General features: G+C 56.8%; 7 protein-coding genes. All 7 read right to left on the reverse strand.

Annotated features, from left to right (window positions below; all coding sequences use genetic code 11):
* Positions 1–218: 218 nt before the first annotated feature.
* The 7 genes from addA to V4U84_RS13265 all read right to left on the reverse strand — a co-directional run bounded on the left by addA (position 219) and on the right by V4U84_RS13265 (position 12,935).
* The gene (gene addA, locus V4U84_RS13235) at positions 219–4,193 is read right to left on the reverse strand and encodes a helicase-exonuclease AddAB subunit AddA (RefSeq protein WP_334071966.1); all 3,975 of its coding nucleotides are present in this window, start codon (positions 4,191–4,193) and stop codon (positions 219–221) included.
* Entirely contained in the window at positions 4,190–7,714 is a 3,525-nt protein-coding gene (gene addB / locus V4U84_RS13240; RefSeq protein WP_334071967.1) for a helicase-exonuclease AddAB subunit AddB, read from the reverse strand. Before addB ends, addA begins: the two co-directional genes overlap by 4 nt.
* 189 nt (positions 7,715–7,903) lie before the next feature.
* A complete protein-coding gene (locus V4U84_RS13245) occupies positions 7,904–8,842 on the reverse strand; it encodes a carbohydrate kinase family protein (RefSeq protein ID WP_334071968.1) in 939 nt (312 codons plus the stop codon).
* A gap of 5 nt (positions 8,843–8,847) precedes the next feature.
* Positions 8,848–9,840 (reverse strand): SIS domain-containing protein, encoded by a 993-nt coding sequence (locus V4U84_RS13250; protein ID WP_334071969.1) that lies wholly within the window; start codon positions 9,838–9,840, stop codon positions 8,848–8,850.
* Positions 9,841–9,845: 5 nt separating this feature from the next.
* Positions 9,846–10,697, reverse strand: a complete 852-nt coding sequence (locus V4U84_RS13255; RefSeq protein ID WP_334071970.1) for a carbohydrate ABC transporter permease — start codon at positions 10,695–10,697, stop codon at positions 9,846–9,848.
* Between the two features lie 3 nt (positions 10,698–10,700).
* Positions 10,701–11,585, reverse strand: coding sequence for a carbohydrate ABC transporter permease (locus V4U84_RS13260; protein ID WP_334071971.1), 885 nt, complete (start codon positions 11,583–11,585; stop codon positions 10,701–10,703).
* Between the two features lie 66 nt (positions 11,586–11,651).
* Positions 11,652–12,935 carry an extracellular solute-binding protein gene (locus tag V4U84_RS13265; protein WP_334071972.1) on the reverse strand — a complete coding sequence of 428 codons (1,284 nt, stop codon included), beginning with the start codon at positions 12,933–12,935 and terminating at the stop codon, positions 11,652–11,654.
* Positions 12,936–12,997 lie beyond the last annotated feature (62 nt).

Genomic DNA, 12,997 nt, shown 5'->3' on the forward strand with positions numbered 1-12,997 from the left:
TGATATCTCCGATGCCGCATCTCAAAAGCCCGCCAAATTAACGGCCTTTCGAGCCACTATTTCGGCCCGATTCGACTTCGCGGGAATAATAGGTATCGTCGGTACCACTGCTTGCAGTTTTGAGATCCATCGACTGCGCAAGCAGGACGGACCGAACTCCCCACACCGGTTTTTCCGAAAAATTACAGTTAATAGTGGTGCTGTACAACCCGCCAAACCTAAAGCTTCACCGTTTCTCCGGTATCGAAGAAATACAGCCACTTCTCATCGACAGGCACACCGGTGATCTCCTCCACGGCGGAAGCATACAGTTCCAACTGAAAACGGTAGGCTTCCGTCAGCGCCTGAATCCCACCGCGGTGCGGCAGTACCCGGTCGCTTTTGTAATCGACCAGAATCTGCCGGCCCTCCGCGAAAAAGAGGCAATCGACGATCCCTTGAATCAGCACGGTTTCCTGATCCAGCATTCCCGTGGCTGTCAGTTCGGGCTTACCGCTGTCCCCAAGCGGCCCCTCAATCAGGGGGGCAAGTCTCGGATAAGCCTCCGCGGCCGAGAGACCATAGCTGAACGGCATTTCGCGTCGAACCCAATCCGCTTTGGCTAGCAGCGCCCCCAGCGGGCTGGCGAGAAAGTCGCCGATGCGCCGGACGTCCAGAGCCCCGGCCTGTTCATTCGTCAGGATCTGCCGTTCCACCAACCAAGCCAGCGTTTCGTGAACCGTCTTCTCCCCGGGTTCCCGATCAAAAGGCAAATGCTGCATGATCGTATGATAGGCGGTTCCCCGTTCGGTCGGCGTCATCCCGGCCTGTTCCATGAAACGGGGACGATGCAGATGCAGCGTAAAATCGATCTCCTCCTCCGGCTTCTCCAGCTCTCTGCGCAGTTCATGCCCGGCAAAGACATCGCTCGGAGGCTCCTCTTGGTCCGCCAGCATTCTTTTCATCTCGGTGACCGAGGTTTTGGCGGAAATGCGCGTAGCGGCTTCAAAAGGATAGGACCAGTCGAGGCGAGCGTCCACTTCGTCCTTGATTCCGGCTTCTTCCTCTCGTACCGTCACGGGTGCCGGTCCTCCCGACAGCAGCAACTGAAGCATGGAGGGGCTCCAACCCGACTCTTGATCCGAACCGGATCCGGCATCGTCCACCTCGACAGAAACAGCCGCCTCCGCTTGCGATTGGAACATCTCCCTTGCCGGGAAAAAGCCGATCACCCACTCCGCGGCGGTCAGGTCCGGCATAGAGGCCGCGGGCTCCGGCAAGCCGGCAAAACGGCGAAGTTCGGCCGCGGCCGGATGCCTGATCAGCGAAGGGCCGATCCAGTCCAGATAAGATCGGCTCCGGGCCAGCAAATAGTCCGGCAGCTGTTCTTCGCCGACCTCCAGCGCGCTGCCCCAAACCTCCGCCGCCTTCGCCAAATCCTTGACCGACGAAACGAGGATCAGCTTATCCTTGGGACGGGTCAGCGCCACATAAAGCACCCGCATCTCTTCCGCAAGCAGCTCCATTTGCGCCCGCCGGCGGATCGCCAGATTCGGCAGCGTCGGGTAACTGACCCGGAGTGCCGGATCCACGAATCTTGGGCCGAAGCCCATCTCTTTATGCATCAGGAAGCTGGCGTTCAAATCCTGACGATTAAACATTTTGGACAATCCCGCCACAAACACGACCGGGAACTCCAGCCCCTTACTCTTGTGGATGGTCATGATTTGCACGGCATCTTCCTGGCCTCCGGCGGATGCCGCCGCGCCCAGATCGCCGCCGTTTTCCCGCAGGCGGCCCACATAGCGCAAAAATCGGAACAAGCCTCTCGAGGAGGTCGTCATCTCGAACTGTCTCGCCCGGTCATAGAGCGACCTCAAATTGCCCTGCCGCAATGGTCCGCCCGGCAGCCCTCCGACCCAGTCCAGGTACCCGGTCTCCCGGTAGATCCCCCAGATCAGGCGGCTGAGCTCGCCTTCCCGGGCTTCGGCTCTCCAGCGTTCCAACTGGCTTAAAAAGCCGCGCAGTTTAAGGGCCAGCGGCGCGGCCGGATCATCGGGGTTCCCCTCCGCCGCCTCCAGAACCGCCTCGTAATAACCGCCCGATCCCGAAGCCAGACGGATTTCCGCCAGTTCCTCCTCTGTCAGCCCATAGATCGGCGAGCGAAGGACCGCCGCCAGGGGGATATCCTGGCGCGGGTTGTCGATGACTTGCAGCAGCGACAGCATCGTCTCCACTTCCGAGGCCTGGAAGTAGCCTTGGCTAAGCTCGCCATAGGCCGGGATCCCCTCCATTCGCAGCTCTTCGATCATAACCGGCGCCCAGGAAAGCGTTGAACGCAGCAGGATGACCATATCCCCGTAGGAGACGGGCCGCATCTGCTTCAATTGCTTGTCGTAAATGAGCAGCGGCGGTTTGCCGCCATCCCCCGTCAATTCCCGGATCCGGGCCGCCACCGCCCGCGCTTCCAAGCGCACCGCTTCGATTTCGGCGGCGGCCTCTTCGTCCGCCCCTTCCTTGCTCTCTTCGGAAGCGGCTTCCCTCGGGTCGGCGGCTCCCACTTCCCCGTTCCGGTCGATTAGCAGCAGCTCCGGCCGATAATCCGTACCTTCGCCCGCTTCCGCCACTTCGGGAAAGCCTTCGCCGTAAACCAGCTCGGCCCGGGCGTCATAGGCGATTTCCGCCACGCCTTCGTTCATGATTTGTCTGAACAGCATGTTTACCGCGTTAACGACCTGCTTGCGGCTGCGGAAATTTTTCGCCAAATCGATCCGGAGCCCCGCTCCGTCGAAGCTGTCGCCATAGTTCCGGTACTTCTCCAAAAACAAGCCCGGCTCGGCCAACCGGAAACGATAGATGCTCTGCTTCACGTCCCCGACCATAAACCGGTTGCCCGGCGCCGGACGGGAGATAAGCCGGACGATATCCTCCTGCACCGTGTTGGTGTCCTGATACTCGTCCAGCAGGACCTCGTCGAATTGGTCCCGATACTCCATGGCGGCGTCCGAGGGGATCGTCTCCAGCGGCGTCGAATCCGGGTGACGGAGAATTTGCAGGCAGTAATGCTCCAGGTCGGAGAAATCAAGCCATCCGTGCGTCGTCTTCTCTTGCCGATACCGTTCGCCGAATTCGGTGATCAGATCGGCCAGCTCCTCCATAACCGGAGCCGCCTGATAGAGCTCGTTCAGGAACGCCTCCGCGCTGCGCCCGAACAGTTGGCTCCGCAAATCGCCGACCCGTTTCTTGGCTTCTTCGCGCAGACCCTTGACTCTTTCCTGGATCACCGGATCGGTTTGATCTTTTTTGCACGGCTTTAATTTTCCGAACGAAACGGATTGGAACCTATCGTACAATCCCTGCCACGCCCCCGCCAAGACGGCGGATTTCAAGGACAACACGGTGTTCAGGTCCTCTTCCACGGTCGCCGCGTACGGCGCCGGTCCGCCCGGAGAAAGGGCCAGCTTCTTGGCCTGCGTCAACAGGTCCGCCGCTCCGCTTAACGCCATGTCCGTGTCGGCAAGCAGGCTTGCGATCCACGGGCTGCCCTCCAATGCCGACGGATCAGCGGGGCGGAAAGCGGCCGCGGCCTGCCGCAGCCAGTGCTCCGGCCAGGAATGGCTGCGGGAGAAATCGTACAGCTTCTGGACGAGGGCAAAGACCGCATCATCCGTACGCTCTCCGCTAAACCAGTCGACCAGCGCCAAAAAGCGGCTGCCTTCCTGCTCCACCGCGTATTTCTCCTCAAACAGCTCCTCCAGCACTTCCTGGCGGAGCAGCGCCGTCTCGCTTTCGGACGCGATCCGAAACCCGGGATCGAGCGGGATCAAGGTGTAATACCGCTGAATGACCTCCATGCAAAAGGAATGGAGCGTCGTAATCGAGGCCCGGCCGAGCATCGCCAGCTGTCGTGTGAGATGCTCGTTTCCGGGATTGCGCTCCAGTTCCTTCTCCAAAGCTTCCCGAATCCGCTGCCGCATCTCCGAAGCGGCGGCCTTCGTGAAGGTCGCCACCAGCAGACGGTCGACGCTGAGCGGTTCATCCGCCGCCGACAGCTTGCGGATAATCCGCTCGACCAGCACGGCGGTCTTCCCCGAACCCGCCGCGGCGGCGACGAGGATGTCTCCACCGGACAACGTGATCGCCTTCCACTGATCATCGCTCCAAAAAACGCCCGGCGGCTTCGGTATCGTCATCATGGCTGTTCCTTCTTTCATTCTGTCGCTCCTTCCGCTGCGCCCAGCAGGCTCCATATCTGATCTTTGGCCGGTTTGTTCAGCAGGTGATAACCGCCGCCCTCCATCGTCTCTTCAAACCGGCAGACCGGCTTGTACACGCAATGGGTGCAGGCGCTCTCCGTTCCTAGACGGTACGGGGAAATCTCCACGTCCCCGTCCGTGATCCGGGTGCCGATATCGATGATCGTCCGGCGTACCGAACCGAGCAGCACTTCCCATTGTTCCGGGGTCGCCACGGGAGCGCTGCTGTAAAAACTGCCGTCCGTTTTCACCGCCACCGGCAAAATCTCCGAATGCCCTTTTTCCAGCAGCCCGTCCATTTTGGCGATCACGTCCCGGTCCGCAAGCAGCAGGCCTTTCATTTTAAACCGTTTCAGCAGCTCGCTCCGGGCCTCCTCTTCACTCAAGCCATTGCTGCTTTGCAGCAGCGGATTATGGACGTGAAAATAGAGCGCTCCCGCCGGCAAGGCCGGCTCGCCGAGCCAAGCTTCCGCCGACTGCAGCAGCACATCGAGATAGGTCAGCATCTGCAGCGCCAGACCGTAATACACTTCATGCAGCTTGAGATCGGTTTGGCTTGATTTATAGTCGATCACCCGCAGCAGCAAGCCGTCCTCGCCTTCCGCGACATCGACCCGGTCGATCCGTCCGACAATCTCCATTACGCAGCCGTTCGGCAGCTCGAACGTCAGGGGCGGTAGCGGCCGGTCGGGCCCGAAATCCAGCTCGAGGCCGATCGGCTCGAAGCTGCCCCGCCGGGATTGCTCGCCCAAAATGACCGATGCCCGGCCGACGATATTTTTGAGCTTCCGCGAAATATATCCGTACCGCTTCGAGCTGAGCAAAATTTCGCCCTGCAGCTTCGGAGCCAACCGGTCGACCGCGGCGTTCGCTTCTCTCAGGCACTCTTCCTCCGTCAGGCTTCCCCAGCTCCGGTTCTGCTCTCTGAAGGTAATCGCCATTTGGCTGAGCGCCGCATGAAACAGCTGGCCGATATCCGGCGCCTTCAGCCTGTACAGCTGTCTTTCCTTCAGCTTGAGACCGTGAGAAGCGAAGTGGGAGAAAGGGCAGGCCGAAAACTTCTCCATCCGCGAAACGCTGGTGCGCAGCCTTTTACCGTATAGCTTGCGGCTCGTCGCCGGCGTTAGCCCGCTGACGCGGTTGCGGTAATCCAGCGAGCCGAGCAGCCGGGAGACGTCCCCCTCCCATTCGGGTCTCGATTTGAACCAGCGGAGCGCCTCCCACCAAACGGGTGAGATAGACAGCCCCGTTTTCCAGGCCCGCAGCTGTCCGAGCAGAGCCGGCAGGGTCGGAGCGGGACGGCTCACGAACTCCAGCTGCCGCTCCTGCGGATCCTCCGCGGACGGAGCTTCGCCAATAAATTTCTCCTGCAGCATTCCCGCCGGAAAAATCGTCTTCGCATGCCGGATGACCTCGGAAGGGAGCAATGTCTTTCCTTCTTCATCCGCCATGGGATAGCTCAGCCAGAGCGAACGGCTTGCCGCGGACAAGGCCCCGTAGATCAGAAACCGCTCATCCAGCAGGCGGCGCGTCATGCCGGGTGCCAGCTCTAGACCGGTCTCGCCTAGAAGCAGGCGCTCCTGTTCGCTAAGCACCCCTTCCTCCTGGAGATTGGCCGGCATGATCCCCTCGTTGATGCCCAGCAAAAAGGCATGGCGCACATGCCGGGTTCGGGTCCGGTCGGTGCTCCCGACGACCACCTGATCGATCGCCGGAGGAACCAAACCCAGCTTCAGTTCCTTCAGTCCGGTTTCCAGTACCCCCGCAAACAATTCGGCGGTCAAGTTCTCTTCCCCCATCATCTCCACGATTTGATCGAGCTGATCCAAGACCGCGCCCCACAGCTGTCGATGCTCCATCGCCTGCTGCGGCCGACCTGCCGTCAACGCCTTGTGGGCCAGCAAGTCCAATCGCCTCGGAGCCTCGATCTCCTCCAGAAGGCGGTAAACCGCCGCGCACATGTCCCGGACGGTCTTGGCCCGCTTCAGCCGTTTTTCGAAGGCGGACAGCGGCGCCACAACCGCTTCGCGACATTGTTCAAGGAGCTGCATCCGCTCGTTCTCCGCCCCCCGGCGTGCGGTCTCGTCGCCTTCCAAAGAAAGGCTCGGCACCCCTTTCCACGGTCGTCCGTCATGCCAACGGTAACCTTGAATCCCGCTCGCCAGCGCATAATTCTCCAACAGATCCATATCGTTACGCGTCAGGCTCCCGTCCAGCGGAAGCAGAAACTCGCTCTTAACGCACCGGAATACATCCTCGTACTTCCAATATTTAAGCGCCACGTCCAGCGAGCCGCGAATCATTTCGATCAGGGGATGATGCAGGAGGCTTTTCTTCCGGTCCATGAAAAAAGGAATCCCGAAGTCCTCCAAAACCGGAGTAACGATATGCTCATAATCATCCAGATTCCGGACGAACATCGCCATGTCCCGCCAACGCGCTCCCTCTTCCCTGGCCAAACGGACCATTTCCCTGGCCGCACCTTCGACCTCGGTTCTCCGGCAGCTTGCCGCGTGCAGGGACAGCGAATCTGCCAGATCCGCCGGTGGAGTTTCCCCGCTCCAGGGAGTCCGCCGTTCATAGGCCGACTCCAGATAAGACAGCGTTTCGCTGCCTTGATAGCGCGGAAAAGGGCGCGACGTTAGCCGGACGTTCGGCTTCACCTCGATGCCGAGCGATTCCGCGAGAGACCGAAGCTTGATGTAGGTCGTCGCCGTCGAATGAAAAAGATTGAGCTCATGCGGCGGCACGCCGTCGTCATACGGACGGTCCAGCGTCAGGGCAACCGTAACGGTTGAGGCCGTTTGCATCAACTCACCGATTGCCCGGTACTCCCGCGGTGTAAAGGTGTGAAAACCGTCGATCCAGATATCCGCTCCGCGCAAATAGGCCGAATTCTTCGCTCCCTCGGCCAGCTTGAGGACATGGTCTTCCCCGTCGATATATAAGCGCGAAAGCTCAGCGTCGAATTCCCGGTAAAGAATATTCAAATCATGGAGCTTGTCCCGGAGCAGACGGGACTGACCCGCGGCGGATTCCGGCATTTGCAGATGATCTTCCAGACGGGTAAAATCCGCATTGTATTTCTTGAGCTCCGTATAAAGCGAGTTGATCCGGTCGATCAGCCCCAGCTGTTCCCCGCCGTGGCTGTACAGCTTTAACTCGTCCTTATGGCGTCTGAGAATTTTGTAGAGTAGCATTTTTTTGCCTTCTTCGCTGATCGGAATCAGGGCGGAACCGCCGCACTCCTGCATTACGCGCAAGGCAAGGCGGCGAAATCCCAACACCTGGACGCGGACTGTCCCGCGCAGCCCGGGCGCCCGGACAAGCGCCTGCTCGATCTGGAAGGTCCCCTGTTCGGGCGCCAGCAGAATCATGGGCGGTCCGGTCGGATCTTCCCGCAGCCGGGTTGTAACCTGCTCAAGCACCAGGCTGCTCTTGCCGCTTCCCGCGCGGCCGATAATGAATTGTAATGACATGAAGGTGCCTCCCACCTGCGAAGGCCTGAATCCCCCGCCAAAAATTGTCTGAATCTTGCGACAACGTGTTTAAGTTACAAACAAGTATACCACACTGTATAAAAATAGGAATGTACGTTCCCCGAGCAAAAAAAGGGTTTATTCCCTCAGGACCTTGTCCTGGGAATAAACCCTTTTGCCGGGATTCGGCTATTTAGATCCGCTGCCGGCCTGCATTTCCATGATGTTCCTCTCAATTTCAGCGGGCGCGGGATACCGGTCTTCTTTTTTGGAAACGACGATGCTCGCGAGCATATTCCCGTATCTCAATGCTTCCTCCATCGGTTTGCCTTCCAGCACGCTGTGGATAAACCCGGCATTGAAGCTGTCTCCGGCCCCCGTCGTATCGTAAGCCTTTACAGGAAATCCGGCGTGATGCACGGCTCCCGACCGGGTATAAGCGCTTGCCCCCCGGCTTCCCCGCTTGACGATAATCGTGTTGGCCCCTAGAGAAATTAACTGCTTCGCGGCTTGATCCACGTCGCTCGCTCCGGTCAAATGCAAGATCTCTTCGTCGTTCGGCATAAAATAATCGATGTAGGGCAGGAAGGAGATGATCTCCTGCCTGCTCTTTAAACTCCAACCGTCAATGGCCGAATTCGCATCGAAGAAGGTGATTTGACCGGCGGCCTTAGCCCGTTTCAAGCAGGTAAGGGCCGCATCCGGGCCGAAGCCCGGAGCCAGGAAATAACCGTACAAAAGCGTGGCGCGCGCCGCTTCGAAATCCGTTTCCCCTTCGACCGAAGCCGCGGTTAAGTCGTCGGCATTTCCTTTATAGGTCACGAAATAGCGATCTCCGCCTTCTTTTACGATCGATACGGACAAAACGGTTCCCTTTTCGCTTCGCGCAAGCTCATTTTCGATCAACGGAGCTATCTCATCGTAAATTTTGTTACCGTAATCGTCTTCGCCCAAAAGGGAGATGACCCGTTGTTTGACGCCGAGCTTGGCCAGCGGAAAAATCGTGTTGGCCAGGCCGCCGGGCCGTAAAATCATTGTGTCGACCATATGCTCTTCGCCGAAGTCCGGCCGCTCTTTCACTTGCGCTAGGATCAAATCCGCGGTGATCACACCTACCAAATTTATCATCGGGGTTATTCCTTCCCTGTAACTTTCGTGATGATTTCGGCTTCCCCCGCGACCAGGCCCCGCTTCGCCGAGAGCTCGATGGCGGCTAACTGGATGACCAGCGAGTAAGGAATGGGGCTTACGTATTCGTGAACCGACGGAATTTCGAGCGACATGACGCGCTCGTGCCGCAGCCCTTCATCGGAGACATAGAGCACCTTCGCGCCCAATTCGGCCATTTCCAGCACATACTTTTTATTAATATCGTAAGTTGTTCCTTTAGGATTGAAGAAGATAGCTTGCAAGTTTTCTTTAATCAATTCGAATGGGCCATGCCGGAACTGCGGGGCCGAAGCTGCTTCGGCAAACATGCGCGAAGTTTCCTTCAGCGTCAAGGAACCCTGCCGCGCCGTGTAAACCGAAGGCCCCCGGCCCAGGAGAACGAGCGGCTTCTCCGGATTAATAAAATCGACAAGCAGCTTCCGGTACTCATCTTCTCTCTTCAAATGTTCTTCGATGACGTCGGCGGCCTGATAAAGCGAATCCGTCAAATCGTTCCCCGCCATCTTCGCTCCCATTAACAGCATCAAAGACGCCGTCGTCGTAAAAGATTTCGAGGAAGCGATGGCCTTTTCTTTTCCGGCATGCGTGAGGAGGACCTCCCGGGCCAAACCGGCTAAAGAGCCGTCAGGAGAGTTGGTGATGGCCGATGCCGAGGGATAGCGTCTGGCCAATTCCTTGGCCTCAAAGCTCTCCCCACTCTGCGAAACGATGTAAAGCTGATACTTGTCCAGGAAAGAATCGGGATAATAGTATAAAATTTCGGAATTGTCGATAGCCGAAGCTTGGATGCCGTGCAGGTTCAGATAAGAGACAAGCAGCTCGGAGGCGGCCAGGGAACTGCCCATGCCGGTCAACAGCAACGGTTTTTCCCCCGCCGCGCTGAAAGAAGCGTTGTTTCGAATCGTCTCCCGGATCGCCTCCGGTTGTTGTTTAACCTCGTTGAAAAATTGACTCATAATCCTCATCCCTTCTCAGAGCCTTCCGACAGGCCGCTGATGATATATTTTTGTAAGAATAATGCCAAGGCAATCGGCGGCAAAGATGCCAGGAAACCGCCGGTAATCTGCATGCCGAAATCGATCATGCCCCGTTTTGAAAACTCGGAGATCGCCACCGTAATGGTCTTGGCGTCATAAGTCGAAGTGAATATGCTGGCGAACATAAACTCATCCCAGGCGATCAGCAAAACGAATATTCCGGTTGCCACCAACCCCGGAAGCGACAGCGGCAGCAAAAACTTGAACAATATGCCGAGCGGCGACACGCCGTCGATTTGCGCCGATTCTTCCATGGATCTTGGAATTGAGCGGAAGTACGTTTGCATCATCCAAATGACATACGGCAGGTTAAACGCCGTGTAGATCAGGATCAGCGCCGGCTTATGGTTGATCATCCCCATCCGGGCGAATATCACGTACAGAGGGATAAGCAGCACCACTTCCGGCACCATGCGGAAACCAAGAATCGAAACGAGCAGGGTATCCCTGCCGCGGAATCGGAATCTGGCGCAGGCATACGCCGCAAACATCCCGATGAGCAGGGTCAGCAAGGTGGAGCTGAGCGCGACGATCACACTATTTTTCATCGCCGTTAAAAATGGGGGCAGGCTGCCGTCGCTCGCTTCACCCGAGAACACCCTCGTATAATTGCCAAGCGTCCACTCCGATGGCCACAAGTGCAGGGTTTTCGCGTTCAGATCCCCGCTGGAAGAGAAGGTGGCGGTCACCAGCAGGAGCAGAGGCAGCGCCGTGAACAGCATGACAAGACAAACGCCGACATATATCCAAAACTTCTGAGCTCTTGTTCTCTCCATAGGTCACTCCGCTTTTTTGTATAGAATTTTGATGTAAATAAAGGCGAATATCAGAATGAAGATCGACATCACGAACGCCAAGGACGAGCCGTAACTGAACTTGCCGAACATCATGGAGGTTTGATAGGTCAGGAAGGAGAGCACTTGCGTTCCCCCGGCCGGACCGCCTCCGGTCATGATATAGATGATGTCGAATACCTTGAAGGCTTCCATCGTCCGCATGATGAGCGCGACCAATATGGCCGGGCTTAACAACGGAAGCGTGATGCTGAAAAATCTTCGGAACGCCGAGGCTCCATCGATTTTACCCGCTTCATAGGCCTCCATGGGGAGGGACTGCATCGCCGCCAATAAAATGAGCGTCACGAAAGCCGTATTTTTCCACACATCGGCGATAACGATGGCATTCATTGCCGAGAAGGAGGAACCCAGAATATTAAAGTAACCATCCGTAATACCGAGGGCGGACAGCAGCACGGTGACCGTTCCATGGTCCGGATCGTAAAGCCATTTCCATAAGACCGCATTAACAATGGTCGGCAAAGCCCAAGGGATAAGCATAAATCCTCTTACAAAGCCTCTTCCCGCGAATTTCTCATTCAGAATCAAGGCAAAGGCCATGCCGAGAACGAATTCCAAACCTACCGAAGTTACCGTAAAATACATCGTTCGACCGACGGCCTGCCAAAAGGACGAGTCCGAAAGAACTTTGGCGAAATTCTCAAAGCCTACGTAATCCCAAAGCTTGGGATTGTCCAGCTTATGCACATTTTTGGTCAAGTTAATGAAGCTGATAAAGATCGCATAGAGCAATGGAAGCAGGGTCACGCTCAGGATGACAAGAAAACTGGGCAGCAAATATCCGAATGGTCTAAGTTTTTTGATCATACATACCTCCACATCCAAATGAGACTCCGCAGGCCCGGCGGGATATCCCGCCGAAGCGGGACCCGGTTAATTGCCGTTCGCCTGAAGTTCTTCCGTCGTTGCCGCCAGCTCATCCAGCGCGGTCTTTGCATCCTTTTGACCGGTCAAGACCGACTGAAGAGCAATTTGCATATTTTTGGAAAACTCATTGTAAGCATCCAGCGAAGGGCGGGAAATCACCTGTTCCAGCTGTTTCTCCATATCCTTCAAGGCGGTAAAGTTCTTATTCAGATCCTCGTCGCTGTAGAGGTCCTTCCAAATCGGAAGAGAGCCGGCATCCAGCGATTGCTGCTTTTGGACTTCCTTGCTGCCCAGATATTCGATAAACTTCCAAGCGGCGTCTTCATGTTCCGATTGCGGAGTGATCGCCAGGTACATGGATCCGGTAGCCGCCGTATGCGGAGCTCCCTCGGCCGCAGGTACCAGCCCCACCTTCACCTTGTCTTTGACCTTGGAATCGCTGCCGTTCAGTTCTCCCCAGTAAAAGGACCAGCCGGCAACAAACGCCGTTTTTCCGTTTTTAAATGCGTCCAGCACCTGACGGTCATTGTAGTTGATCGACGCCTTGTCGATTACTCCGTTCTTCATGGAATCCGCCATGAACGTGAGTGCCTGAACTCCCTTCTCGTCATTGAACACCGGCTTGCCCGTTTCATCCATGAATTTTCCTCCGAACGAACCGAGGAATTCGGCAAAGTAAGCAACGAGACCTTCATTGGCGCTCCATCCCCAAGCGCTGGCCGAACCGGGGGTTATTCCTTTCTCCTGAAGAGCCTGCGACATCGTGGTGAACTCGTCCCAAGTCACCGGCGGATGATCAAAACCGGCTTTCTTCAGCAGTTCCTCATTGTAGTAAAAGAATACGACGTCGTTAAACATCGGTACGCCGTAGATCTCTTCGTCCAGGCTTGCGATTTGCAGGCTCGCCGGCAGGATGCCTTGCTTCATCTCATCGGTGTAACGATCCGTCACCGGCAGGATGAATCCGGCATTGGCATACTCCGAGGTCCAGATTTCATCGACGTCCACAATGTCGTAAGCCGCTTCACCGCTGGCGTTGAAGGAGGCCAGTTCTTTGTCGTGCAGTTGATCGTAGGCTACATGATCCAGAACCACCTTAATGTCCGGGTTTTTCGCATTGAACTCCTCCACCGCTTTTTCCCGGAAGCCTGCAAAGTCATCGCTCGACAAAATGCGGATCGTTTGAACGCCGCCGTCATCGGCCGGATTTGCCGATTTTCCGCCGGAACATCCGGCAAGCAGGGACGGAATGAGCACAAGGGACATGATACCGAGTAACGACTTTTTCATGAAATAACCCCCATTGATTTATGTTAGTTTGTTCTAAGTACAAACAAATTAAATACGGTGTG

The sequence above is a fragment of the Paenibacillus sanfengchensis genome (assembly GCF_036864765.1).
In the GTDB taxonomy this organism is placed as follows: Bacteria; Bacillota; Bacilli; order Paenibacillales; family Paenibacillaceae; genus Fontibacillus; species Fontibacillus sanfengchensis.